Below are 26,383 nucleotides of genomic sequence, written 5' to 3'. Positions count from 1 at the left end.
TTGCGAGGGGGCTTATTTTTTGATAGAAATCATAGCGGCTATCGTTACAACGATCGATATTCTAATCGTCTATACATTTCTCCAACTGCGGCGGGGTCGATTGATGATCTTGCTGTGGACTACTATACTGAATATGTTGCTGCCACTTATCGGTTTCTACGCAGGGGAATGGGCGATGATCTATTTCGCAGGATGGGGCCATGCACTTTCGAGTGTACTGCTTTCACTCATCGGACTTCACATTCTTCTCTCGGACAGCGATGAACCGTCAGTGGTCAATAAAATCTCCCCGTTTTTCTTAGCGCTGATCGTCAGCGTGGATGCATTCGGGGTGAGTGTGACATTCGGTATGATGCAGCTGAATAAATGGCTGTTTATTTTCGTATCGGGCTTCTTTTCTTTTACGTTTTCGGCTATTGCTTTGTTATCCGCAGGACGTCTGCGTGTAATTAATGGGACATTTATTCGAAGGTTGGCAGGTATCGTATTCATATGTATGGGTGTATTGTCCTTTATTTATTAAAAATAGTGTATCTTTTCTCTCATAAATCCGTTATTCTGTAAAGTAGGTGAAGAAAATGAATATTTATTTTATTTGTACAGGCAACACATGTAGAAGTCCTTTGGCAGAAGCGTTAGTCAATCATGCCAATGTGCCAGGTATTACCGCGAAATCAGCAGGTATTCATGCGATGGATGGCTTGCCGATTTCCGCGAACTCCGCACAGTTGCTGACGGAAGAAAAAATCCCTTTTACTCCATATTCTAATGAAGTCAAGTCTGCTGATATGGAGTGGGCGGATATTGTTTTAACGATGACAGCGAATCATCGAGATTTCCTGCACAGTCGTTATCCTGCAATGAAAGAAAAAGTGTTTACGTTAAAAGAATACGCGGGTACAATGACAGGTCTTGATGTGCATGATCCATATGGTGGTGATTTGGAAACCTACCGCACCACATTTCATGAGCTGACTCAACTCATTAACTCCGTCATCCGACAACAAGCGGAGGGGAACTTATGAATGAACCGAAAAAAGTAGGACTACGAGCGAAACTCGTCTTATTTATTGTGATTCTTGCAATCATTACGTATACGACAAGTGCTGTATTCATTAACTGGGTACAGCCAACTTTCTTTCCAAATGTACGGCCATTCGTTTTTCAACTGCTTACATATGCGATGGGCATTATGTGGTCGGGTATTTTAGCGGCCATGTTTAGTACCATTTTGACCAAGCCGTTGCAACGTTTGGAAACTGCCGCTATGAAGGTGGCGGATGGGAAAATCGGTGCGGACATTCAGTTGCCGAACTCATCGGATGAAATTCATTCCGTTTCCAAAGCATTCCAGCAAGTGGTCGTCAATTTACGCAGCATTATTGAACAAATTGAATCCAACTTTCAAGCTACTGCCCAATCTGTCGATGAATTGACGAATGAGACAAGCGCTGCGTCCGGCCAATCCGATGCCATTGCACGCACTATTGGAGAAATTTCCAATGGTGCAGAAAACACATCGGAGTCGATTCGGGAAACGGTCAATGCGATTGAAGATATTCGTCAACTGGCCGTGGAAGTCAATCATCGAGCGGGACAATCATCCGAGCAATCTAAAGTGATGTTAAAAGAATTACACGCGACAACGGAAATTTTCCAATCGGTATTAGCGGGGATTCATCAAATGAGCAATCAAAGCGAGCATTCATTGGAAACGATACAAGTACTAGATGAAAATGCGCATAAGATCAGCGAAATCGTGGAACTTGTCGGCAACATCGCGGGGCAGACAAACTTACTGGCGCTAAATGCTTCTATAGAAGCGGCGCGGGCAGGAGAGCATGGTAAAGGCTTCGCTGTCGTGGCAGAAGAAGTTCGTAACTTAGCGGATGAAAGTGCAAATGCCGTCCAGATGATTTCCGGACTTGTTCAAACGATCCAATCTGACGTCAAACAAGTCGTAGCGGAAATGAAGCAACAAGTAGAAACGGCATCCACTGAGGCCGAACGTGCGACGAAAACAAATGAAAACGTTGAAACGATGACCGCCACCATTCAGACGATGGCGCATTATGTAGAAGAAATTGGCCAAATCGTTAGTAACCAAATGCAGACAATCGAGCTAACGGCCAAGCAGTCGCTAGAAGTAGCGACGATTGCAGAGCATACTTCAGCGGGAGCAGAAGAAGTTCGCGCGGCCACGGAAGAGCAGGTAGCGTCTATAGATCAAACGAAAAATAAGGCGTTGGAGCTGAAGGAGCAATCGGAAGAGTTGTACAAAGTGATCCGGAAGTTCGACCGAACGCCCGTGTAATAAATCATGACGATGCTGAGGTGTTTTACACTCTGGATCGTTTTTTTTTATTTGTGAAGCGAGGGTCAAGGTACTCGCGCAGATTCGATAGGTCGAAAATTCCGAATTAAGCGCCTGATCTTCTTCTTGCAACGAGGTGAATACGACTTTGTAGTTCCAAAACACGTACGATGATTTCGTTTTATTCATACAACATTCGTCTTTATGACAAAACTTCAACGTTTCAAAATGAAAATTTCAAAAAGAGTACAGTAAAACCGATGATTTTTTTATTGAACAATGATAGAATAAGCGATAAGTAAAAATAGAAATGAGGGTGCGCAGTGAAAGTTGCAATTTCTTCAGACCACGGAGGCAACAATCTCCGAAAAGAGATCACCAATCTATTAACCGAACTCGACATAGAATATATCGACTACGGACCAGATGCCGACACTTCCGTCGATTATCCGGACTATGCGGTACCCGTAGCGAATGACGTCGTAGCGGGGAAAGTAGACCGCGGAATCTTGATTTGCGGCACAGGAATCGGCATGTCCATTTCCGCCAATAAAATCAAAGGAATCCGTTGCGCGCTCGTTCATGATGTATTTAGCGCTAAAGCAACACGCGAACATAATGATTCCAACATGTTAGCAATGGGGGAACGCGTTATTGGACCAGGGCTGGCACGGGAAATCGTTAGCACTTGGCTTGAAACAGAATTTGAAGGCGGCCGTCATGAGCGCCGCATAAATAAAATGATGGAACTTGAAAAGAACTAAAGAAAGCAGGTGGAACAAGTGGATGCCATTCAATTATGGAAACTGCAGCTAGAACAAGCATTGACCGAATTTGCCGAACAAGCACCACCTGCCGAAGGGACGATTTTCGTCGTCGGCTGCTCTACTTCTGAAGTGGCAGGTGCGCGCATCGGCACGAACGGCGCACTTGAAATAGGAGAGGCTTTATTCGCACCGCTCCAAGCGTTCGCGGATAAATACCATGTACATTTAGCTTTCCAAGGCTGCGAGCATATCAACCGTGCCATCACATTGGAACGCAAGACGGCGCAGCAATTTCATTTGGAACCTGTATCCGTCGTGCCCGTTTTTAAGGCGGGTGGCTCGATGTCTACCTATGCATACAAGCAATTTAGCGATCCCGTCGTAGTAGAATCGGTGCAAGCAAATGCCGGTATCGACATCGGACAAACGTTAATTGGCATGCAAATGAAGCCGGTTGTAGTACCGATCCGCACGTCGATTGATAAAATCGGTGAAGCGGTCATCACACTTGCGACCACTCGTCCAAAATTAATTGGCGGAAGTCGTGCGAAATACGAATAAACCGTGTACAATACAAGAAAATATAAAACTATCAGAAAAAAGGGGATACTATCCAATGGACTTAAGCAATGTACAACGCAATGATGAAGCAGTTTATGAAGCAATCATGGCTGAGAAGAACCGTCAAAACTCGAATATCGAATTAATCGCATCTGAAAACTTCGTAACGGAAGCAGTAATGGAAGCACAAGGATCATACTTGACGAATAAATATGCTGAAGGATATCCAGGCAAGCGTTACTACGGCGGATGTGAGCACGTAGACGTAGTCGAAAACATTGCACGCGATCGCGTTAAAGAAATTTTCGGCGCGGCATATGCAAACGTACAGCCACACTCTGGCGCACAAGCCAACATGGCTGTGTATTTCACAGCACTTGAGCCGGGCGATACTGTTCTTGGGATGAACCTTTCCCACGGCGGCCACTTAACACACGGTTCACCAGTTAACTTCTCAGGAAAACTTTATAATTTCGTAGATTACGGTGTAACAAAAGAAGAAGAAGTAATCGACTATGAAGACGTTCGTCAAAAAGCGCTTGAGCACAAGCCAAAAATGATCGTTGCGGGTGCAAGTGCATATCCACGCGCAATTGACTTCGCGAAATTCCGTGAAATTGCGGATGAAGTCGGCGCATACTTGATGGTAGATATGGCACACATCGCGGGTCTAGTCGCAGTAGGTGAGCATCAAAACCCAGTTCCACACGCACACTTCGTGACATCCACAACGCATAAAACATTGCGCGGACCACGTGGCGGTATCATTTTATTAAATGAAGAAACAGCTGAAGAATTTGGCAAAAAAATTGACAAAACCGTATTCCCAGGCGTTCAAGGTGGTCCTTTAATGCATGTCATCGCTGCAAAAGCGGTAGCGTTCAAAGAAGTATTGGATCCTTCATTCAAAGAATATGCACAACAAGTGAAGAAAAACGCTGTAGCATTGGCTGAAAAACTACAATCAGAAGGTATCGACGTCGTTTCTGGCGGCACAGACAACCACATTGTACTTGTGAAGCTAAAATCACTTGACCTAACAGGTAAAGTAGCAGAGCATGTATTGGACGAGATCGGTATTACAGTAAATAAAAACACCGTACCATTCGATACAGAAGGTCCATTCATCACTTCTGGTATACGCATCGGTACACCGGCTGTTACCACTCGTGGTTTCGTTGAAGAAGATATGGTGGAAGTGGGACGTATCATCGCAACATTATTAAAAAACCACGAAGACCCATCAGCAAAAGACGAAGCACGCAAAGCTGTTACAGCTCTAACGGATCAGCATCCTCTATATAAGTAAGAAAACTAACGCCTTGACCTTGTGTCAGGCGTTTTTTTATGTGGTGGCGGCTGTTTATGAGCGATTGTTGGGGGTTATAGAGCGGTTGGCCCGGTTTATAGAGCGATCCCCAAAGAAATATAAATCTTCATAAAATTAAATATCCTCCTCACATTATTTTCATTACGACAAATCACACAAGTTCACTGCGCTTGACGATCGATTTCTGTTATAATGTACAAGATATTCCGAAAAGGAGCGATACCAATGGGAAAAGTACATGTATTTGATCATCCATTAATTCAGCACAAACTGACGTTTATACGAAAGGCCGATACAGGAACGAAAGAATTTCGCGAGCTTGTGAACGAATTAGCCACACTTATGGCGTTTGAAATTACACGGGATCTTCCAACGCAGGAAATTACGATTCAAACACCTGTCTGCGAAGCTAAATCTCATATCTTGGCAGGGAAGAAATTGGGGATTGTTCCGATTTTACGTGCGGGAATTGGCATGGTAGACGGCATTATCGATTTAATTCCGGCTGCAAAAGTGGGACATGTTGGATTATTCCGCGACCCAGAAACTTTAAAGCCTGTTGAATACTTTGTAAAGTTACCTTCTGACGTGGCGGAGCGCGAATTCATCGTAGTGGATCCGATGCTTGCGACAGGGGGAACGGCGGTCGAAGCGATCAATTCGATGAAAAAGCGTGGCGCAGTGAACATTAAATTTATGTGTTTAGTCGCTGCTCCTGAAGGCGTCGAAGTGCTGACGAAAGCTCATCCGGACGTGGACGTGTATATTGCAGCACTTGACGAAAAGCTGGACGAACACGGCTATATCGTCCCTGGACTAGGTGACGCGGGTGACCGTTTGTTCGGCACGAAATAATGGAGGGATCATTCATTGACTAAGAAATGGAAAGTGATGACGATATTCGGTACGAGGCCGGAAGCTATTAAAATGGCGCCGCTTGTTCTTGAACTAGAAAAGCACCCTGATGAAATCGAATCCATCGTGACAGTCACTGCGCAGCATCGTCAAATGCTGGACCAAGTGCTGGAAACTTTTGACATCACACCAGACTATGATTTGAATATTATGAAAGACCGTCAAACACTCATCGATGTGGCAACACGCGGCCTTGAAGGTTTGGACAAAGTAATGAAAGAAGCGCAACCGGATATCGTGCTTGTCCATGGTGATACATCGACGACGTTTATCGGGAGTCTAGCTGCGTTCTATAATCAAATTTCGGTTGGTCACGTTGAAGCAGGATTACGTACGTGGAATAAGTTTTCACCGTATCCTGAAGAAATGAATCGCCAACTGACGGGCGTTATTGCGGATCTTCATTTTTCACCAACTGAGAAATCAGCGCAAAATTTACTAGATGAAGGTAAAAACAAAGAGCGCATCTATGTCACAGGCAACACGGCAATCGACGCGTTGAAAACGACGGTAGATCCGGAATACCATCATCCGATTTTCGATCAGCTTGGAGACGATCGTTTGGTGCTATTGACAGCACACCGACGTGAAAACCTCGGTGAACCAATGCGCAATATGTTCCGTGCAATCAATCGTTTGCTCGACAAACACGATGATATTCAAGTGATCTATCCGGTACACATGAATCCAGCTGTACGTGAAGTGGCGGATGAACTGCTAGGCGACAACGACCGCATTCATCTGATCGAGCCGCTTGAAGTGTTGGACTTCCATAACTTCGCAGCGCGTTCGCACATCATCCTCACAGATTCAGGCGGTATCCAAGAAGAAGCACCTTCGCTTGGAAAACCTGTCATTGTTTTGCGGGATACAACCGAGCGCCCAGAAGGTATCGATGCGGGGACACTGCGTTTAGCGGGAACAGAAGAAGAAAACATCTTCCAACTATCCGACGCACTGTTATCCGATGATGCGGAATACGAAAAAATGTCCAAGGCCCACAACCCATATGGCGATGGCCACGCATCAGCACGAATAGTAGAGTCCCTACTCAAATATTTACATTCACTATAAGACTTAAAACAGCAGAGAACTTTCATCTGCTGTTTTTTGTTGTTTGCAAATATAGTTGTTAAGAGAGGGGAGGGGTTGTTACCTTCACCTTCCAACTCAACCACAAATCTAACTTCAATGAACTAAGAAAAGTACCACCCACTTTCACTGCAAGGGATTGGCGCGCGGGCCCATGGGAAAGTGTCCCCTCCGAAGCGCCAATCCCTACCCCCGACACCCCGTCAGCATTTCATAGTAATAAACCCATGTACCCCAGAACATTTCAATATAAAAACACTAGCAATATTCCACTCTAGAAAAAACGGTAAAACCACCATATAAAGACAGAAAACAAATATGTCGAATGTTTGACAAAGAGAACACATTGTGAATTTATTCACCTGAATCAATTGACATAAAAAACCCTCTATTGTATGCTAACAAAGGGTAAGATTGATAAGGAACTCATACATAAATTGAGTACAGAAATCATGTTTCGTAGGTTTCAAGTCTTCACTCGGAAGCGCTACTTCCTAACACATTGTCGACGTCGCACATAGCAACGTCACCTGGTGGACGGAAAAGGCGATTCACTTACAATTTCCAGATTTCTTCACAAGGAATCTATGTCGTTGAAAAATATCAAAACGACAAAGACTCAACACTCGACACAAGTCGGGAATTACTGAACACTTCAGACGCTGTAATCCAAAATACGAATTGGGAGAATAAACAATGCAAAGTATGCAGGAAATTTTCAAACAGCAGAAGAAGAGTTTCTTTTTTTTGCTTGCATTGTTCGTGCTCGGTTGGTTCTTCTTGGACTACCGGACAATCTTCGCTGGGCTCATCTTAGGTTCACTTTTCGGTATGTATAACTTTTGGATTCTCGTTCGACGGATGGAACGGTTTGACCGCTCTATCGATGAAGGGAAGCGAGCGAAGTCATTAGGTATGGGCTTACGTTTTGCATCAGGTGTAGGGGCTACGGCCATTGCACTCGTTATGCCGGAGGAGTTTGATCTGATCAGCACGGTAATCGGGTTAATGATACCCTATGCATTGCTGTTTACTGGTCATCTGCTGTTCCATTGGAAGCAATGACACTTTACTAGCAAGGGGAGGTGAACAAAAACGTGAATCATGAAAATCCACAGTTTATTTTATTCGGAATCGGGTTTAACCCATCGAATATACTGATGTTGTTTGTAACGTGTCTGATTGTCTTCCTGATTGCAGTTGCATCTACACGGCGGCTTCAAATGAAACCTACGGGTATGCAAAACTTCATGGAGTGGGTCATGGACTTTGTCAAAGGCATCATCAAAAATAACATGGACTGGAAAACGGGAGGCCGCTTCCACGTACTAGGCATCACTTTGATCATGTTTGTCTTTGTTGCAAATATGATTGGACTTCCATTCGCAATCGTATGGGATGACCAACTTTGGTGGAAATCACCGACAGCCGATCCAGTTATCACGTTAACCCTCGCTGCTACAGTTGTTGCGTTAACGCATTACTATGGTGTGAAACAGCTCGGAATGGGCAAGTACTTGAAATCATATTTCCAGCCAATTCCATTCTTGGCACCACTAAAGATCATTGAGGAATTCGCAAACACGTTGACACTTGGTCTTCGTCTTTACGGTAACATTTTCGCAGGTGAAATCTTGATTGGTTTACTTGCAACATTGGGTGCTTCAAGCATCTTCGGTCTTGCCGGAGCTGTTATACCAGCACTTGCATGGCTCGGTTTCTCGGTATTCATCGGGGCGATCCAAGCATTTATCTTCGTTATGTTAACGATGGTCTATATGGCTCACAAAGTCAGCACAGATCACTAAACATATATTTACCCTGTAATCAGGGAACAAAACCACAAAGAATATTAGGAGGAAATACAAAATGGCAGGTATGGGTTTATTAGCAGCAGCTATTGCAGTTGGTCTAGGTGCACTTGGTGCAGGTATCGGTAACGGTTTAATCGTTTCTAAGACAGTTGAAGGGATCGCTCGTCAACCAGAAGCACGTGGCGTTCTACAAACAACAATGTTCATTGGTGTTGCATTGGTTGAGGCACTTCCAATCATCGCAACTGTTATCGCGTTTATCGTAATGAACAAATAATATTTGTGTTATATGGCGAAGCATGCAGTCTCGGTCTTCGCCATTGCTTTATGTCAACATTTAAACAACTGATAGATCTGAATAATAGAATGTTCCAATTAGAGTAAGAAACGAAAGAGTCATGAGCTCTTGAAGGGAGTGAAACAATCGTGTTGGATACCTTCGTCCTCTTATCAGCAAACGCTGACGCAGGATTTTTAGCAAGTTTAAACCAACGTCTAAATTTAGGCGACATTATCGTCACTGTAGTATTTTTCACGATTCTCATGGTACTTCTAAAGAAGTTTGCATGGGGTCCGTTAATGGGCGTGATGGATCAACGAGCGCAATTAATCGCTACGGAGATCGAACAAGCCGAAGCAAGTCGTCAAGAATCTGCAAAGCTTCTTGAAGAGCAACGTGTTTTATTAAAAGAAGCACGCGAAAGCGCACAATCTATCGTAGAGAATGCGAAGAAACAAGGTGATACTCAACGTGAAGAGCTAATTATGGCTGCACGCGCTGAAGCTAACCGTATGAAAGAATCTGCAACTCTTGAAATTGCTACTGAAAAAGAGAAAGCAGTTGCAGCAGTTCGCGAAGAATTCGTATCTCTTTCTATCTTGGCTGCGTCTAAGGTTCTTGGGAAAGAAATTTCTGAGGAAGACAACCGCGCATTGATTGAAGAAACGATTGTGAAGGCAGGCGAAGGGCGATGAGCCAATCGGTAATCGCAAAACGCTATGCCGTTGCATTATTTGAAGCAGCACAGGAAAAGCAACAAACGCTTTCCGTGCAAGCTGATCTAAAAGAATTACAAAAAGTATTCGCTGATGAAAAACAATTTGACGAGTTATTAATTTCGCCAAAGTTTTCTATTGAGAAGAAGAAAGAATTGATTGGGCAACTTTTCAGTGGAGCAAACCAACTTGTATTGAACACACTATATGTGTTGATCGATGCAGGCCGTATTGAAGAAATAGGCAATCTAATCGAAGACTTCCAGGAACTCGCTAACGAGGCTTCCGGAGTTGCCGAAGCGAAAGTCTACTCTACTCGTTTGCTTTCAGTTGAAGAAAGTACAGCTATCTCTACTGCCTTTGCGCACAAAGTAGGAAAACAATCATTGCATATCGAGAACATTATTGATCCAAGCTTGATCGGTGGCATTCGCCTTCAGATCGGCAACCAAATTTACGACAGTAGTGTCAGTGCAAAGCTGGCGCGTCTGGAACGTCAATTAATCAATTAATTTGAATTAAGAGGGGTGACATACATGGGCATCAAAGCTGAGGAAATTAGCGGTCTGATCAAACAACAGATCGAAAATTATCAGTCTGAAATGGAAGTAAGTGAAACAGGTACTGTAATCCGTGTAGGTGACGGTATCGCACTTGCTCATGGCCTCGACAATGTCATGGCGGGGGAACTTCTTGAGTTCTCTACCGGCGTAATGGGTCTGGCACAAAACTTGGAAGCGAACAACGTAGGTATCGTTATCCTTGGGCCATACACAGACATTAAAGAAGGCGATGAAGTTCGTCGTACAGGCCGTATTATGGAAGTACCAGTCGGAGAAGAATTGATCGGACGTGTAGTCAATTCACTTGGACAACCGGTTGATGGACTAGGTCCAATCAATACAACAAAAACTCGTCCTATCGAAAGCCCTGCACAAGGGGTTATGGCGCGTAAATCAGTCCACGAACCATTGCAAACAGGAATCAAAGCGATTGACGCTCTTGTTCCGATCGGCCGTGGACAACGTGAATTAATCATCGGTGACCGTCAAACAGGTAAAACGACTGTTGCAATTGACGCAATCCTAAACCAAGCGGACCAAGACATGATCTGTATCTATGTTGCAATTGGTCAAAAAGAATCTACTGTTCGTGGAGTTGTTGAAACTCTACGCAGAAACGGTGCACTCGATTACACAATCGTCGTTACTGCATCTGCATCAAGCCCGTCGCCAATGCTATTCTTGGCACCATATACAGGCATTTCGATGGCAGAAGAATTCATGTTCGAAGGCAAGCACGTGCTAATCGTTTATGATGATCTATCTAAACAAGCAGCAGCTTACCGTGAACTGTCCTTGCTACTTCGTCGTCCTCCAGGTCGTGAAGCATATCCAGGGGATGTCTTCTATCTACACAGCCGCCTACTTGAGCGTGCTGCAAAGTTGAATGACGAACTAGGAGCAGGATCTATTACAGCATTGCCGTTCGTTGAGACACAAGCCGGAGATATCTCTGCTTATATCCCAACAAACGTAATTTCTATTACAGACGGACAAATCTTCTTGCAGTCTGACCTATTCTTCTCAGGTGTACGCCCAGCGATCAACGCCGGTCTTTCCGTATCCCGTGTTGGTGGATCAGCGCAAATTAAAGCAATGAAGAAAGTTGCCGGTACACTTCGTTTGGACTTGGCAGCATTCCGTGAACTAGAAGCATTCTCACAATTCGGTTCGGATCTTGACCCTACTACGAGAGCGAAACTGGACCGCGGTCACCGCACAGTTGAAATCTTGAAGCAGGACTTGAACAAGCCGTTGAAAGTCGAATACCAAGTAATCAGTCTATATGCACTGACACGCGGTTACCTCGACGATATTCCAGTAAGAGACGTATTGCGTTTTGAAAGTGAAATCACTAGCTGGTTAGAATCCAACCATACGGAAGTGTATGATCATATCCGTACAACGAAAGATCTTCCAGCTGATGACGTAATGAGCGCAGCGTTCAACGAATTCAAGAAAAACTTTGTGACTTCTGAAGCTTAATTTTCCTTGAATGGATCTTAAAATAAAGGTGGTGAATAGCCAGTGGCGTCCTTACGCGAGATAGAAAGCCGTATTGCTTCAACAAAAAAGACGAGTCAAATCACGAGAGCGATGCAAATGGTATCTGCTTCCAAGCTGAACCGTGCTGAAGTCAATGCGAAGAAATTCGTACCTTACATGGATAAAGTAGAAGAAGTGGTGGGTGCTATTGCAGCCGTAACGAAAGATTCAGGGCATCCTTTATTAACTGCACGTCCCGTAAAGAAGTCTGCGTACATCGTAGTTACTTCTGACCGTGGACTTGTTGGTGGATATAACTCGCACATTTTCCGTGCGGTTACCCGTGCAATCGAACAACGCCATAAATCGAAAGATGAAGTGGTCATTATCGCGATCGGTCGTAAAGGCTATGAATTCTTCGGCCGTCTGGGCTTCCAGATTGAAGAAAGCCTGATCGGACTTTCGGATCACCCTCGTTTTGAAGAAGTAAAAGATATCGCGAATCGGGCTGTTGGCATGTTCACAGAAGGCGTTTACGATGAAGTGTTCTTGTATTACAACCACTTCATCTCCGCCATCTCCAACGAAGCAACTGAACGTAAATTGCTTCCACTCACAGATATTTCATCTGTATCAGCTTCATCATCTTATGAGTTCGAGCCTTCAGCAGAAGCGATTCTCGAAACACTTCTCCCACAATACACGGAGAGCCTCATTTATGGAGCGGTACTCGATGGAAAAGCGAGCGAACATGCTTCCAGTATGACAGCGATGAAGACGGCGACAGACAATGCGTCTGACCTAATCGATTCGTTAACATTACAATTTAACCGCGCTCGTCAAGCAGCGATCACTCAGGAAATCACTGAAATCGTAGCCGGCGTAGCAGCACTCGAATAATAGATTTGAAACAGTAAGACAGGAGGGAAAAGCATGAGTAATGGACATATTCTTCAAGTTATGGGTCCAGTTGTTGACGTAAAGTTTGAAAACGGACAACTTCCAGAGATCTATAACGCATTGAAGGTTAATATCGATCGTTCCAACGGAGTGGTTGAAGTATTGACTTTAGAAGTAGCACTTCACCTTGGTGATGATGCAGTTCGTACGATTGCGATGTCCTCGACAGATGGTCTGAAACGCGGTACGTCAGTTATTAATACAGGCGCACCAATTTCTGTTCCAGTCGGCGACGTTACACTCGGACGTGTATTTAACGTACTAGGTGAGGAAATTGACCTGCGTGAGCCAGTTCCTGCTGATTCACAACGTGACCCAATTCACCGTTCTGCACCAACATTCGAATTCCTTTCTACTGAGGTAGAAATTCTTGAAACGGGAATTAAAGTAGTTGACTTGCTTGCACCATACATCAAGGGTGGTAAAATCGGACTCTTCGGTGGTGCTGGAGTTGGTAAAACAGTTCTAATTCAAGAATTGATCAACAACATCGCACAAGAACACGGTGGTATTTCCGTATTCGCTGGTGTTGGTGAGCGTACGCGTGAAGGAAATGACTTGTACTTTGAAATGACAGATTCAGGCGTTATCAAGAAAACGGCAATGGTATTCGGTCAAATGAACGAGCCACCAGGCGCACGTATGCGTGTAGCACTTTCTGGCTTGACTATGGCTGAATATTTCCGTGATGAGCAAGGACAAGACGTTCTATTGTTCATCGATAACATCTTCCGCTTTACACAAGCAGGTTCTGAAGTTTCTGCACTACTTGGACGTATGCCTTCTGCGGTTGGTTACCAGCCGACATTGGCAACTGAAATGGGTCAGTTACAAGAGCGAATCACTTCTACAAATAAAGGATCGGTTACATCGATCCAAGCAATCTACGTACCAGCGGATGACTATACGGATCCAGCTCCGGCAACAACTTTCGCTCACTTAGATGCAACAACGAACTTGGAGCGTAAACTTTCAGAGATGGGTATCTACCCAGCTGTTGATCCACTAGCTTCTTCTTCACGTGCATTGAGTGCAGAAATCGTTGGACCGGAACACTACCGTGTAGCACGTGAAGTACAAACAACTCTTCAACGATACCGTGAATTGCAAGATATCATCGCAATCTTAGGTATGGACGAGTTAGATGAAGATGACAAGCAGATCGTTGATCGCGCGCGTCGTATTCAGTTCTTCTTGTCACAAAACTTCCACGTTGCTGAGCAGTTTACAGGACAAAAAGGTTCTTACGTTCCAGTTCCTGAAACAATCAAAGGCTTTGCTGAAATTCTAGAAGGTAAGTATGATCACTTACCGGAAGATGCTTTCCGTTTAGTTGGACGTATCGAAGAAGTTATCGAAAAAGCAAAAGCAATGGGTGTAGAAGTCTAAGAAAAGGGACCAGGAGGGAAAAAAATGAGTAAAATCAAAGTGAATATCGTCACTCCCGACGGCCCTGTTGTTGAAATGGATGCGAACATGGTGATTGCAGTTACCGAAGCTGGTGAGATCGGGGTTCTACCCGGTCACATCGCGATGGTCGCGCCGCTTCAAATTGGTGCACTTCGCCTAAAAACAGATGGCAAAACAGAAACAGTCGCAGTCCACGGAGGCTTCATCGAGGTCCGTCCTGAAGTTGTCACTGTATTGGCACAGAGTGCGGAACTGGCTGAGTCCATTGATATCGCACGTGCAAAGAAAGCTGCTGAAAAAGCTGAACAAGATCTTCAGAACAAAACTGATGCCCTTAGTCAAAAGTTAGCAGAGCTTGATTTACAACGTGCTATCAACCGCATGCAAGTGTATGAACAACGTATTTAATCTTTAAATGAAATGGGCAGACAGACAATCTCTGTCTGCCTATTTTTCTATATCCTAGAAAAAGGAGTGGAAACGATGGACAGCATGCTAGGGAGCAATCCATTACTCGCGATCGTATCGCATATATTCTTCATCGGCATTAGTTTCATCGCTCTACAAGCAATCTTGCCAGAAAACATCATACGGAAAAACCGCGTGTTCCAAACACAACTTTTGTTTATTTTGTTAAGTATTGCTATCGGCTCCACCGTATCAAAATTCTTTTTAGACATATCCTACTGGTCAGGAAGATGGGCAACTTGGTTTTGATTTCCTTCAGCTGAAGCTCTATCGGTACGACCGACAGAATACAGAACTCTAGCTGAAGGAAATTAAAACGGAAGTTCAAGATATGGTGTAGTTTTTTTACATGGATAGGTAAAGCCTATAGAATTCACTGCTTGTCAACAACTGAGACGTAAATCTCGAAACGCTCTCTATTTTGCTTAAACTGTAATATACATGTAATAAAAATATCTCCCATTGCGTGTAAAATGTAGAATTAGCGGGTAATAACGGTAATGTGGCTATAAATGAATGATCAAATGCAATCACTTTGTGTCAGATCCCCACATATACTACATCACGCAAGAAATAGCACAAAACTGCGCCGGAAGTTACTTGTTTAGTAAGGTTTTACAAGGTACAATAGTATATGTTTTATATGTGGAATTTGAATTTAACAAATGAGCTGCAACACCAATGAAAATGTTTATAGACGATTATTGATAATAGGCTGTGGGTGAAGGATAAATTGGACTCGGAGGGGCTACTGGTGGAAAAAATTATTATTAACGGCGGACGGACTTTACAAGGGAACGTACGTGTAGAAGGTGCGAAGAACGCGGTATTACCGATCTTGGCTGCTGCTTTATTAGCATCTGAAGGAGTGAATGTCATTCGTGACGTTCCAAATCTATCAGATGTACGGACGATTAATGAAGTGCTTAAAAGTTTGAACGCAAAAATCACGCATGATCCGGAAAAAGGGGAAGTCATCGTAGATTCACGTGGAAGACTAGCAGATGAAGCACAATTTGAATTTGTACGTAAAATGCGCGCATCCATTTTAGTAATGGGACCGTTACTAGCGCGTAACGGATTCGCGCGTGTCGCATTGCCAGGAGGCTGTGCAATTGGTTCAAGACCTATTGATCAACATTTGAAGGGCTTCGAAGCGATGGGAGCAGAAATTACATTTGGACATGGCCATGTGGAAGCGAAAGTAAACGGCCGATTGAAAGGCGCAAAAATCTACTTGGATTTCCCAAGTGTAGGCGCAACAGAAAATATTATGACGGCTGCTGCTCTTGCTGAAGGTACAACCATCATCGAGAACGCTGCCAAAGAACCTGAAATCGTCGACTTGGCGAATTTCATCAATGAAATGGGCGGTAAAGTAGTAGGTGCGGGTACGGATAATATTCGTATCGAAGGTGTAACGACAATGTATGCATCGACTCACCATATTATTCCGGATCGTATCGAAGCTGGGACATTCATGGTAGCTGCAGCCATTACGGGTGGAGACGTGACAATCGACAACGCAGTACCTGAACACTCTACGGCATTAATTTCCAAATTGACGGAAATGGGCGTAGAAATCACTCAGTTGGATGAAGGAATTCGTGTGAGAGCGAATCATCCACTTAAGGCAGTCGATTTGAAGACTATGCCGCATCCAGGTTTCCCAACTGATATGCAATCACAAATGATGGCACTGATGTTAACAGCTACCGGTATCGGTGTGTTAACGGAAACTGTATTTGAAAATCGTTTTATGCACGTTGAAGAATTCCGCCGTATGAACGCGGATGTAAAAATCGAAGGACGTTCTGTTATTGTTTCAGGCCCTTCAAAAATCCAAGGTGCGGAAGTCGCAGCCACAGACTTGCGTGCTGCTGCATCACTCATCCTAGCCGGACTCGTAGCAGAAGGCGTGACACGTGTGACTGAATTGATTCACTTGGATCGCGGTTATGTAGACTTCGATAAGAAGCTCAAAGCACTAGGCGCAGACATAACACGTGTCTCAACTGAACAAGAAGTTACGGAATCTCAATTAGTATAAAGATCGAAGCCATGAACAGTTTGCTGTTCATGGTTTTTTCATTCTCCAAGATGAATACACAATCTCCTTACAACATATAGTCCAGTATGTACAAAAAACTATTGCTTTTATTCATCATTCTCACATTATTTTTTATTCCCGTTCTAGTAAGACAAGCGCCAGAATTCAAACTGGTAGACCAACGAGAGGAGAAGTACTGCGATGTGCTGATCACAGTCATAGGTGTGGACGAGCCGATTTCGCTTGAAGAGTATGTGGTCGGAGTGGTAGCAGGTGAGATGCCTGCCGATTTTCATCCAGAAGCACTGAAAGCGCAAGTCATTGCAGCCCGCACATATGCCGCCAGAAACACCGATAAAGGAATCAAGCCGATTGCTAAAGATGTCTCCGCGCAAGTTTACCGTACGGAAGCTGAACGTAAAGAGCGCTGGGGCAAGTCATTCAAGGACAATGAAAAGAAAGTTCGCCAAGCTGCGAAAGAGACGCAAGGCCAAATTATTGTGTACGGGGAAGAAATTATATCGGCCATGTTCTTCTCTACATCTAATGGCAAAACGGAAGCCGCGCAAAACTTCAGCGGCAATCCGGTCGAATATTTGCAGAGCGTTGAAAGTCCCGGAGAAGAAGAGGTAGCGCCTACCGTGGAGCGCAAGCAAGAACTAACATTGACCGAATGGAATCGAAAACTAGGTTTCAACTGGGGCGCCAATCAATTTCGAGAGCTGAAGCTTGTCCGCAATCAAACTGGACGTGTCCAGAAAATCATAGCGGGACAATATGAAGCGAGCGGACGGCAAATTCGAGAAAAACTTCATTTGGCTTCAACTGATTTCAATATTGCGTATGACATTAACAACCAAATCGTCCATATTACGACCGTTGGCTATGGCCATGGCGTCGGGATGAGTCAATACGGTGCAGAAGCCTTCGCACAAAAAGGGTGGACTGCAGATCAAATCGTGTCACACTATTATACAGGCACAAAAATCCAAAAAATAAATTTACCTGAAGATCGATGTTTAAAATCCCCGTAACTTGCAAAGAATGCAAGTGAGGTGATGAATATGCGAGAAGAAAAACCAAAGGCCCCTTCTCAGGAGAACAAGAAAACGAAGAACGGCTGGTTCTGGCCTGCCATTTATACGAGCGTAGCGCTTTTATTCATCGGCATGGTATGGGGATACACCGCATTGACGACGGAAGATTCTGTCCCGTCTGAAGTGGCAAAAGTAGATCAGCCAAAAGAAAGCGGTACGGTAGAAACAAACGCAACAAAAGAAACACTGAAGTATCCATTCGATGAAAGTAAAGTAGAGCAAGTCGCCATCTTACAAGAATTTTATGATGCAGAAGCAGACGAAGCAGTGCGTGAGAAAGCACTACTCGTATTCAACCAGACGTACGTCACCAGCAAAGGACTTTCCCTATCGATGGATGGTGAACCATTCGAAGCCGTAGCGGCAATGAGTGGAACAGTCGAAGAAGTCATCGTGGATTCATTCAAAGGAACAGAAGTTAGATTGAAACACGCGGATGGTAAGACGACGATTTATGGCTCATTAACAGGCGTACTCGTTAAAGAAGGCGACGTCGTTCAACAAGGACAAGTGCTTGCCACGACCACTCAGAATGAATGGAACCCTGAAGCAGGCGTCCACTTGCAATTTGAAATCCAGCAAGATGGCGTATCTGTAAACCCACACGATTTCCTAGCATTTTAATACGTATCACTCAAGCCATTCCAGCCCCCGGAATGGCTTTTTTCATATGTTGATACATGTTCGCATAGACTACATTAGTCAAAGGAGTGAATAGAGAAAGGAAGAGGGCGTGCACGAGCAAATTAGAAAACGCTGCGTACGACTGGGCAAGCTACTGATCGAGACCAACTTGACAGTGCGCGCGCTAGCCACTGCGACCGGCTACTCCAAAAGCACGGTCCACAAAGACTTGACCGAACGATTGCCAAATGTAGATCCATGTTTGTCACGGAAAGTCGCGGAAATTCTGGCCTACCACAAATCCATCCGCCACCTGCGCGGAGGAGAAGCCACCCGTCAAAAATGGAAAAATGAAACCGAAGCACAAAAAGCAGATGCCTAGCCACACTGAAAATGAAGCCGTAATATACTGTACCTATACAAACAGCCTAAAATTATGAAAAGCTATCCAGAGGAATGTATCTGGATAGCTTTTGTTTGATGGATTCTGTTCTGGGGTGGGTGGGCCTCTCTATGTGTTGCCACACCCGCTCAATCCGCAAACGCTCCATACATCACCCAACCCGCTTAATAACCCACCCCTCCCACAGCCACTCAACCCAAAAACATGTATAATAAACACCAACTAAAGCAAACGGGAGGAATGCATCATGACGAAAAAATATATTCTAGCGCTCGATCAAGGTACGACGAGCTCACGTGCAATTTTATTCGATAAAAAGGGCAACATCTTCCACACAGCGCAACAGGAATTCACGCAGTATTTTCCGCAGTCTGGCTGGGTGGAGCATAATGCGGATGAAATTTGGAGCTCGATTCTATCCGTCATTGCAGCGGTCATTTCTGAAAAAAATATTTCGGCCACGCAAATTGAAGCGATCGGTATTACCAATCAACGCGAAACGACCGTTGTCTGGGATAGGCATACTGGCGCTCCCGTCTACCATGCGATCGTTTGGCAATCCCGCCAGACTGCTGACATTTGTGAAGAACTAAAAGCAGCTGGACATCATGATGTATTCCGAGCGAAAACGGGCTTACTGATTGATTCGTATTTCTCCGGGACGAAAGTGAAATGGATTTTGGACAACGTAGAAGGGGCGCGTGAAAAAGCGAACAACGGCGACTTGTTATTCGGCACCATCGATACGTGGATCATCTGGAAACTATCCGGTGGCGAAGCGCATGTAACCGACTACTCCAACGCATCGCGTACACTCATGTACAATATTCATGAACTACAGTGGGATGAAGAACTACTCAACCTATTAGACGTACCGAAAACGATGCTGCCAACCGTCTGCGAATCGTCCGAAATCTACACGCACACAGACACCAAGCACTTTTTCGGTCACGCAGCACCGATCGCGGGTATTGCGGGTGATCAGCAGGCGGCTTTATTCGGTCAGGCGTGCTTCGAAAGCGGCATGGTGAAGAACACGTATGGTACCGGTTGCTTCATGCTAATGAATACAGGAGATAAAGCCGTGACATCTGAACACGGTTTACTGACGACGATTGCTTGGGGAATCGATGGGAAAGTGGAGTACGCACTGGAAGGCAGTATTTTCGTTGCGGGTTCCGCGATTCAATGGCTGCGAGACGGACTGCGTATGTTCCGTAAAGCGTCGGAAACCGAAAGCTATGCCAAGCGCGTCCAATCTACTGACGGTGTCTACGTTGTACCGGCATTTGTAGGACTCGGCACACCGTACTGGGATAGCGACGTCAAAGGTGCCGTATTCGGTCTGACACGCGGTACGACGAAGGAGCATTTCGTACGGGCGACACTTGAATCACTTGCGTATCAAACGAAAGACGTGCTGGACGCAATGGAAGCGGACTCTGGGATTTCATTGAAAACGTTACGGGTTGATGGGGGAGTAGTAAATAATAATTTCCTCATGCAATTCCAGGCAGATTTACTTAATGTGCCAGTCGAGCGTTCGACGATCAATGAAACGACGGCACTTGGCGCGGCCTATCTTGCGGGGCTAGCGGTAGGGTTTTGGAAGGATCGCAAGGAAATCGCAGAATACTGGCGTCTCGACCGACCTTTTGAGCCGAATATGGAAGAAGTTGTACGTGAAGAACTCTACAAAGGGTGGCAAAAAGCCATTCATGCAACGATTGCTTTTAAATAAATCACGAGCCGCCGCTAACTTGCTGGCGGCTTTTCGTTTTGACGACTGCCCTCGAACACTGCCAAATAAAGTAGAAATATGATATAATAAACAGCTAATGAGTGTTATCAGACAGGACGTACGAGGAAGGGGTCGAGGTCACGATGTTTTCAAAAGATATTGGGATAGACTTGGGTACCGCCAATGTATTGATAGTTGTGAAAGACGACGGTCTCGTCATCGATGAGCCGGCTGTCATTGCGATCGATAAACGTACCGATGAACCTGTGGCCTTTGGTGTAGAGGCTTATCAAATGATTGGTCGTTCACCGGAACATATTCAGATCATACGTCCAATGAAGGCTGGGAACATTGCGGAATTCGAAATGGCCCGTGTGTTGATCAGGCACTTCCTTGAAAAAGCGCTAGGAAAAAGCCGGCGTATCAAACCTCACGTTACGATTGGCTGTAAAGCGGATACGACGCGAGTGGAAAAAAGTGTGATCCGCCAAGTGGTGATGGGAGCCGGAGCCAAACAAGTCGTCATTGAGGAAGAATCGAAAGTGGCGGCGATTGGCACAGGTATGGATATATCTACGCCTTCAGGCAATATGATAGTCGATCTCGGTGCAGGCACGACAGATGCTTCCGTTCTTTCAATGGGAGAAATCGTCTCGTTTGAAAAAACGAATATCGGTGGCCTTCATTTTGATCAGTGCATCATCCAACATATTCGAAAAAAACATCATGTGTATATAGGAGAAAAAACGGCTGAACAAGTGAAAAAAGACATGGGTCTTGTGTTGACGGATGGAGAGAAACCGAATGCTATGAACGTACACGGTAGCGACCTCGCGACAGGTATTCCGAAAACAATTGAAGTGACGGCGGAAGAGATTCATCAGGCATTGCGTTTACCGATTAGTAAAATCGTGGAGACGACAAGGAATGCACTGGAAGAAACACTGCCCGAGCTCGCTGCGGATATTGCACAGCGCGGCATTCTATTAATCGGTGGCGGTGCATCGCTACCTGGAATTGATACGTTATTATCCGAACATCTCCACGTTCCGGTATTCATTGCGGAAAATGGGCTCACTTGTATTATAGATGGAACGGCCTTGCTCATGGAGTGGGATGGTAAAAGATCAACACGCATAATTTGACCTACCATCAGGCGGTAAGTAGTGTATACTAAAAACAACGATTATTCGACATCAAGATGCAAAGGAGTGAAATGGAATGTTTCGTGGTTTTTATACAGTAGGATCGGGCATGATTGCACAGCAGCGCCGTACAGAAATGCTATCAAATAATATCGCGAACGCTAACACGCCAGGCTATAAGGCGGAGCAGTCGACGATTCGTGCATTCCCTGACATGTTGATGTCCCGCTTAGATTCGATGCGCGTGCCGACGGAAAAAGGCTTGAACTTTAGGAATCTATCCAAAGTAGGCGAACTGTCGACAGGTGTTTATATGCAAGAAACTTTGCCATTATTTGCGCAAGGACAGTTGCGTGAAACGGAACAGAAGACTGATATCGCATTAGTGGATGGACCGATGGAAGTAAATGAAGAGACAGGTGTTGCAGGAACCGTATTCTTCACGCTAGAAGGCGAGAACGGTGGTCAATTCTACACACGAAACGGTAATTTCACTGTCAATGCAGAAGGGTACCTAACCAATCCCTCCGGCTTATACGTCCTTGACGATGCGGGCAATCGGATCGAACTGACAAGTAATGATATTCGCGTGACGGATTCAGGAGCGATCTTCGCAGGCGAAACGGAAGTCGCGACATTAGGTATTGCTTACTCTGACGGTCCGGACACTCTATCTAAACAAGATAACGGACTCTACACGACAATCGACGGCAATGCGTTACCAACTGGCGGTACGTACACGTTGCAACAAGGATTTCTTGAAGATTCCAACGTCGATGCCGCGCGCTCAATGACGGATATGCTGACAGCCTACCGTGCATTTGAAGCCAATCAAAAAATCCTACAAGCCTATGACCGCAGTATGGAAAAAGCAGTCAATGAAGTAGGACGAGTCAATTAATGACTACATATAGAAGCATGCGTAAAGGAAGTGACCTTTGATGATTCGCACGATGACCACAGCGACGAATACGATGAACCAACTGCAACACCGTCTCGACTTGATTGGCAACAATTTATCGAACGTCGGTACACATGGATACAAGTCTTCGGCCGCTACATTCCAGGAACTGTTATTCCAACAAATGAATAATGATAAAGCAGATCAAGCCGAGCGCAGCTCAGATTTCGGCATTCGAATGGGCACCGGCGCGCACCTCGGTAGCCTGCAGATGAACTGGAAAGTAGGCTCTGTCCAACTAACGGACCGTCAGCTAGACTTTGCATTAACGGAGCCGAAACAACATTTTAATTTAATACAGCCGACAGACGGCGGAGAAGAAATCATTTATTCACGTAAAGGGAATTTCTACTTATCACCGGCTGCAAATGGCGACAATGCGCTAGTTAATGAAGAAGGACTCGCAGTGGCAGATAGCGCTGGCCGTCCAATCGTCTTTTCAGGACAAGCGACCGATTATCAAATTCGTCCGAATGGTGTATTGCAAGTCACGACACCACAAGGAACGCAGGAATTTAATCTAGGTGTCACCGTCTTAGAAAAGCCTGATTCAATGGTTCAGCTTTCGGCAACCAGCTTTGGTTTGCCCACAGATCTAGCGGCAATCGGACTGACAGCAAATGATTTATTGACGGAATTGACAGGTGCTGGACGAAATCAGATTGGCTTACAAAATCAAGCGCTCGAAACGTCCAACGTAGAGTATGAAAAAGAAATGGCGGATTTAATCTCGACGCAACGTGCCTATCAATTCAATGCGCGTTCCGTAACCATGGCGGACCAGATGATGGGCTTAATTAACGGCATTCGCTAACGCGTGCAATAGGAGTACTTACTATGACAGATAAAAATTTCAAAAAAATAACAGAACCACTCTCACCGGTGAAACCATTCGAGCCCTTGAAGACTGCGGAACCGACAGAAATGGAAGATCCGATTGAACTTACGGAAACAGATCCGGTCGTAACACCTGAAATGGACGAAGTGGCCGTTACGCTTGCAGAGCCTCCTACGACAGACGGAGAAGTTTTGGAAGATATTCAGCCGATAACGGAGACGGAAGCGCTAGAAACAACTCCTGACGCTTCAGAAGAGGTAGTAGAACCAACACCTCTAATCGAAACGGAACCTGTAGAAAAACTACCGGCGCCAGAACAAACGGACGCGACATTTTGGGATAAGATTGCGTCAAAATGGCCACGTAAAGAACGTTCCAAAAAGTCTACAAAACCAATAAGCGAAATGCGCTGGGTTCAAGTGCGCATGATTCCCATCTGGTTGCGATTGCTACTGATACTGTTGTTGATTATCTTAGCGGCCATAGCAGGTACAATGGTTGGTTTTAGTGTAATCGGTGACGGCCAAGCAGGCGATGTCTTCAAAAAAGAGACATGGCAGCATATTTTTGATATCATGAACGGTAAATAAGGACAGAAACATCTGAATTCTTCAGAACCTCTGGAATAAAGGAGACATATTTCATGCTGAACGCTCAACAAATACAAGAAATTATCCCGCATCGCTATCCATTCTTGCTCGTCGATCGCATCGAAGAACTCGAAGAAGGCAAGCGCGCAGTCGGTTTAAAAAATGTTTCAATTAATGAAGACTTCTTCAACGGGCACTTCCCGGGCTACCCGGTTATGCCAGGTGTTTTAATCGTGGAAGCACTCGCTCAAGTAGGCGCAGTTGCTCTACTCAAAAAAGAAGAAAACAAAGGCCGTTTGGCATTTTTTGCCGGCATCGACAACTGCCGTTTCAAGCGTCAAGTCATACCAGGCGACACGCTTCGTCTCGAAGTAGAAATTGTCCGCTTGCGTGGAACAATTGGTAAAGGAAAAGCCATCGCAACCGTCGAAGGCGAAGTGGCATGTGAAGCAGATATTACGTTCGCACTCGGACCCGTCCAAGAGCAATAACATCATGATGCCGTACTAAATATTGATATAATAATCATTGGAATGCCAGTATGGGCATACAGTGGGAGGGTATACTACAGCATGTTAAAAAAGCTTTCTCCAAATATTAAGAGCAGCATCACTCGTTCCATTTCTCAATCATTCGAACAATATATGAGTGAAATCGGCTGGTCTGCAGAAGAATATAACATCGAACAATTTTACGCGAACTGGCGGGAATACATTACGACCAAAGCACTTTGGTACGACAAGATTCCTGACGACGTCAAAGTAGATCCCGACTTCCATAAAGAGTTAGCGGAGCGCGTGGAGGAAGTACTAATTCGCATCCTCAACGATCCACCAACGGAAGAGCAGATCGCGCAAATTGAAATTTTACAACAAGATCTCGACACCTATTATGATTATGGCTGCAAAGCGGAAGCCGTATACGTTCAAAACGTATTGGAAACCACATCAGGTCATACAAATAATTAAAACGAATAGTTCTCTCCTTTCCGCACAAGCTATCGATGAACATACCAAAACGTATGGTTCATAGCTCGTAAAAAAGGAGGGAATTTTTTATGATTAGAAAAGCTCTGCCCGTAGTTTTTGCTTCCGCACTCGTTCTAACCGCATGTAATACGAACAACGGTGCACTACCAAGCAATAACGAAACGCCTATGCAAGAGACGGAACGTAACAACACACCTAACGGTGACGAACGCATGGGCCCAAATCTCGACGGTCTTGACGACAACAATGACCGTGGCATCATGAACGGCAACGGTGATGGCATCATGGAGGACACGCGCGAAGGTCTGGATCGCACACGTGATAAAATGATCGATGACAACAACGATATCAATGGCGCTCGTGACGACAAAAATCTAAACGGCAACATGAACGGCAACGACGCTGCTCCAGACGGCGTATTGCGCGATGAAAATCGTAAAGTACGATGATTCCTACCTTTATAGAAACGGCCCTGCATATTGAATGCGTGGGCCGTTTTTATATGCGTTGGGATTAAAACAAGTGCCTCACCCGCTCAATCGCCCGCGCCATCCGCTCAACCCCAAAACAAAAAAAGCCACCCCAAAAAGGGCAGCCCAACCATCACAACTTCGTCTTCTCATCAATCTCCATATCGCGCTTCAACTTCGGTCGATCCCACATGGCCGTTTGGAATTGCTCGAGCAACGCATCGCCCTCCAAACCTTCATCCAATAACTCCTCAAGCAGATATTCCGGATACTTCGAGCGGACGCGCTTCAGACGTCCTTTCATTAGCACGGAAATCCGGTCACCAATCTGACGCCAGTTTTCCACCGCCACATCGAACGAGGCGGGCTCATTGCCAGGATACGAAATGACAACGCGTACGGTCAGCAACGTCTCTTCGGCTTTCCACTTTTCCATAATATCCTTATGCTTGGCATCAATGAACAGCTCAAGCACCCACAAACGGTGACTGTTCTCCTGGTTGATGATAATGCCGTCAAACAGTGGAAATGCAAGCACGCCGCTCTCCTGAACCACTTCCACCGAAATCATCTTAAACGTCTTCAATTTCATCACCTCGGTACAATTTTCCCAAGTATAGCATAAAAATCGTAAAATACTCGATTATTCAATAATGCCATTTACCTCGTTACATAGAAATCGCTTACTACCGCGAAAGTCCAAAAATCCCTTCGAATGAAAATTGAAAAACTACGCCGAAAATCGCATTAAAATTCAATTTTGCCACTTTGCCATAATGATCCCAGGTAGATTACGATAA

At 45.0% G+C, this 26,383-nt stretch carries 31 protein-coding genes; 30 read left to right on the top strand and 1 reads right to left on the bottom strand.

Annotated features, from left to right (window positions below; translation table 11 throughout):
• Positions 1 to 19: 19 nt before the first annotated feature.
• The 30 genes from CSV75_RS08870 (at position 20) to CSV75_RS08725 (ending at position 25,562) form a co-directional block, all read left to right on the top strand.
• Entirely contained in the window at positions 20 to 523 is a 504-nt protein-coding gene (locus CSV75_RS08870) for a manganese efflux pump MntP (RefSeq protein WP_158231639.1), read from the top strand.
• Between the two features lie 55 nt (positions 524 to 578).
• Positions 579 to 1,025, top strand: a complete 447-nt coding sequence (locus tag CSV75_RS08865) for a low molecular weight protein arginine phosphatase (RefSeq protein ID WP_099675555.1) — start codon at positions 579 to 581, stop codon at positions 1,023 to 1,025.
• A complete protein-coding gene (locus tag CSV75_RS08860; RefSeq protein WP_099675554.1) occupies positions 1,022 to 2,314 on the top strand; it encodes a methyl-accepting chemotaxis protein in 1,293 nt (430 codons plus the stop codon). The genes CSV75_RS08865 and CSV75_RS08860 overlap by 4 nt, the downstream gene beginning before the upstream one ends.
• Positions 2,315 to 2,637: 323 nt before the next feature.
• Complete coding sequence (rpiB, locus tag CSV75_RS08855; protein WP_099675553.1) at positions 2,638 to 3,078, top strand: ribose 5-phosphate isomerase B; 441 nt, start codon at positions 2,638 to 2,640, stop codon at positions 3,076 to 3,078.
• An 18-nt stretch (positions 3,079 to 3,096) separates the two neighbouring features.
• Positions 3,097 to 3,642 (top strand): TIGR01440 family protein, encoded by a 546-nt coding sequence (locus CSV75_RS08850; RefSeq protein WP_199171332.1) that lies wholly within the window; start codon positions 3,097 to 3,099, stop codon positions 3,640 to 3,642.
• Between the two features lie 55 nt (positions 3,643 to 3,697).
• Entirely contained in the window at positions 3,698 to 4,951 is a 1,254-nt protein-coding gene (gene glyA, locus CSV75_RS08845; protein ID WP_099675552.1) for a serine hydroxymethyltransferase, read from the top strand.
• A 246-nt stretch (positions 4,952 to 5,197) separates the two neighbouring features.
• Positions 5,198 to 5,827 (top strand): uracil phosphoribosyltransferase, encoded by a 630-nt coding sequence (upp, locus tag CSV75_RS08840; protein WP_099675551.1) that lies wholly within the window; start codon positions 5,198 to 5,200, stop codon positions 5,825 to 5,827.
• A 15-nt stretch (positions 5,828 to 5,842) separates the two neighbouring features.
• Positions 5,843 to 6,961 (top strand): non-hydrolyzing UDP-N-acetylglucosamine 2-epimerase, encoded by a 1,119-nt coding sequence (gene wecB / locus CSV75_RS08835; RefSeq protein ID WP_099675550.1) that lies wholly within the window; start codon positions 5,843 to 5,845, stop codon positions 6,959 to 6,961.
• Positions 6,962 to 7,675: 714 nt separating this feature from the next.
• Positions 7,676 to 8,044, top strand: a complete 369-nt coding sequence (locus CSV75_RS08830; protein WP_099631255.1) for an ATP synthase subunit I — start codon at positions 7,676 to 7,678, stop codon at positions 8,042 to 8,044.
• Positions 8,045 to 8,076: 32 nt separating this feature from the next.
• Entirely contained in the window at positions 8,077 to 8,787 is a 711-nt protein-coding gene (gene atpB, locus CSV75_RS08825) for a F0F1 ATP synthase subunit A (protein WP_099631256.1), read from the top strand.
• Between the two features lie 70 nt (positions 8,788 to 8,857).
• Positions 8,858 to 9,070 carry a F0F1 ATP synthase subunit C gene (gene atpE, locus CSV75_RS08820; protein WP_029053447.1) on the top strand — a complete coding sequence of 71 codons (213 nt, stop codon included), beginning with the start codon at positions 8,858 to 8,860 and terminating at the stop codon, positions 9,068 to 9,070.
• 146 nt (positions 9,071 to 9,216) lie between these two features.
• The gene (atpF, locus tag CSV75_RS08815; protein WP_369823639.1) at positions 9,217 to 9,768 is read left to right on the top strand and encodes a F0F1 ATP synthase subunit B; all 552 of its coding nucleotides are present in this window, start codon (positions 9,217 to 9,219) and stop codon (positions 9,766 to 9,768) included.
• Entirely contained in the window at positions 9,765 to 10,301 is a 537-nt protein-coding gene (locus CSV75_RS08810; RefSeq protein WP_099675549.1) for a F0F1 ATP synthase subunit delta, read from the top strand. The genes atpF and CSV75_RS08810 overlap by 4 nt, the downstream gene beginning before the upstream one ends.
• A gap of 24 nt (positions 10,302 to 10,325) precedes the next feature.
• Positions 10,326 to 11,837, top strand: coding sequence for a F0F1 ATP synthase subunit alpha (gene atpA / locus CSV75_RS08805; protein ID WP_099631258.1), 1,512 nt, complete (start codon positions 10,326 to 10,328; stop codon positions 11,835 to 11,837).
• Positions 11,838 to 11,879: 42 nt separating this feature from the next.
• A complete protein-coding gene (atpG, locus tag CSV75_RS08800) occupies positions 11,880 to 12,737 on the top strand; it encodes an ATP synthase F1 subunit gamma (RefSeq protein WP_099631259.1) in 858 nt (285 codons plus the stop codon).
• Positions 12,738 to 12,770: 33 nt separating this feature from the next.
• Positions 12,771 to 14,186, top strand: coding sequence for a F0F1 ATP synthase subunit beta (atpD, locus tag CSV75_RS08795; RefSeq protein WP_099675548.1), 1,416 nt, complete (start codon positions 12,771 to 12,773; stop codon positions 14,184 to 14,186).
• A gap of 24 nt (positions 14,187 to 14,210) precedes the next feature.
• Positions 14,211 to 14,615 carry a F0F1 ATP synthase subunit epsilon gene (locus CSV75_RS08790; RefSeq protein ID WP_099675547.1) on the top strand — a complete coding sequence of 135 codons (405 nt, stop codon included), beginning with the start codon at positions 14,211 to 14,213 and terminating at the stop codon, positions 14,613 to 14,615.
• 75 nt (positions 14,616 to 14,690) lie between these two features.
• The gene (locus CSV75_RS08785) at positions 14,691 to 14,924 is read left to right on the top strand and encodes a DUF1146 family protein (protein ID WP_199171331.1); all 234 of its coding nucleotides are present in this window, start codon (positions 14,691 to 14,693) and stop codon (positions 14,922 to 14,924) included.
• Between the two features lie 505 nt (positions 14,925 to 15,429).
• On the top strand, positions 15,430 to 16,725 hold the full coding sequence (gene murA, locus CSV75_RS08780; protein ID WP_099631262.1) for a UDP-N-acetylglucosamine 1-carboxyvinyltransferase: 1,296 nt from the start codon (positions 15,430 to 15,432) through the stop codon (positions 16,723 to 16,725).
• 203 nt (positions 16,726 to 16,928) lie between these two features.
• Positions 16,929 to 17,759, top strand: a complete 831-nt coding sequence (gene spoIID, locus CSV75_RS08775) for a stage II sporulation protein D (protein WP_233191628.1) — start codon at positions 16,929 to 16,931, stop codon at positions 17,757 to 17,759.
• Positions 17,760 to 17,789: 30 nt separating this feature from the next.
• Positions 17,790 to 18,446 (top strand): M23 family metallopeptidase, encoded by a 657-nt coding sequence (locus CSV75_RS08770; protein WP_199171340.1) that lies wholly within the window; start codon positions 17,790 to 17,792, stop codon positions 18,444 to 18,446.
• A gap of 109 nt (positions 18,447 to 18,555) precedes the next feature.
• Positions 18,556 to 18,828 (top strand): sporulation transcriptional regulator SpoIIID, encoded by a 273-nt coding sequence (locus CSV75_RS08765; RefSeq protein WP_029053436.1) that lies wholly within the window; start codon positions 18,556 to 18,558, stop codon positions 18,826 to 18,828.
• Positions 18,829 to 19,096: 268 nt separating this feature from the next.
• A complete protein-coding gene (gene glpK / locus CSV75_RS08760; protein WP_099675545.1) occupies positions 19,097 to 20,590 on the top strand; it encodes a glycerol kinase GlpK in 1,494 nt (497 codons plus the stop codon).
• A gap of 143 nt (positions 20,591 to 20,733) precedes the next feature.
• Positions 20,734 to 21,735: a rod shape-determining protein gene (gene mreB / locus CSV75_RS08755; RefSeq protein WP_099675544.1), complete on the top strand. Its 1,002-nt coding sequence runs from the start codon at positions 20,734 to 20,736 to the stop codon at positions 21,733 to 21,735.
• 76 nt (positions 21,736 to 21,811) lie between these two features.
• Positions 21,812 to 22,636, top strand: a complete 825-nt coding sequence (locus CSV75_RS08750) for a flagellar hook-basal body protein (RefSeq protein WP_099675543.1) — start codon at positions 21,812 to 21,814, stop codon at positions 22,634 to 22,636.
• Between the two features lie 40 nt (positions 22,637 to 22,676).
• Entirely contained in the window at positions 22,677 to 23,510 is an 834-nt protein-coding gene (locus CSV75_RS08745; RefSeq protein ID WP_099675542.1) for a flagellar hook-basal body protein, read from the top strand.
• 23 nt (positions 23,511 to 23,533) lie between these two features.
• Complete coding sequence (locus CSV75_RS16565; protein ID WP_233191627.1) at positions 23,534 to 24,124, top strand: DNA-directed RNA polymerase subunit beta; 591 nt, start codon at positions 23,534 to 23,536, stop codon at positions 24,122 to 24,124.
• A gap of 53 nt (positions 24,125 to 24,177) precedes the next feature.
• Entirely contained in the window at positions 24,178 to 24,615 is a 438-nt protein-coding gene (fabZ, locus tag CSV75_RS08735; RefSeq protein WP_099631269.1) for a 3-hydroxyacyl-ACP dehydratase FabZ, read from the top strand.
• An 81-nt stretch (positions 24,616 to 24,696) separates the two neighbouring features.
• Positions 24,697 to 25,092: a hypothetical protein gene (locus tag CSV75_RS08730; RefSeq protein WP_233191626.1), complete on the top strand. Its 396-nt coding sequence runs from the start codon at positions 24,697 to 24,699 to the stop codon at positions 25,090 to 25,092.
• An 89-nt stretch (positions 25,093 to 25,181) separates the two neighbouring features.
• Positions 25,182 to 25,562: a hypothetical protein gene (locus tag CSV75_RS08725; RefSeq protein WP_099675540.1), complete on the top strand. Its 381-nt coding sequence runs from the start codon at positions 25,182 to 25,184 to the stop codon at positions 25,560 to 25,562.
• Positions 25,563 to 25,716: 154 nt separating this feature from the next.
• On the opposite strand, the gene CSV75_RS08720 is transcribed toward CSV75_RS08725, so the two are convergent.
• The gene (locus CSV75_RS08720) at positions 25,717 to 26,169 is read right to left on the bottom strand and encodes a YwpF family protein (RefSeq protein WP_099675539.1); all 453 of its coding nucleotides are present in this window, start codon (positions 26,167 to 26,169) and stop codon (positions 25,717 to 25,719) included.
• Between the last annotated feature and the right edge of the window lie 214 nt (positions 26,170 to 26,383).

This window comes from Sporosarcina sp. P18a (genome assembly GCF_002743135.1).
GTDB lineage: Bacteria > Bacillota > Bacilli > Bacillales_A > Planococcaceae > Sporosarcina.
This window is presented reverse-complemented; position numbering and strand designations above follow the sequence as displayed.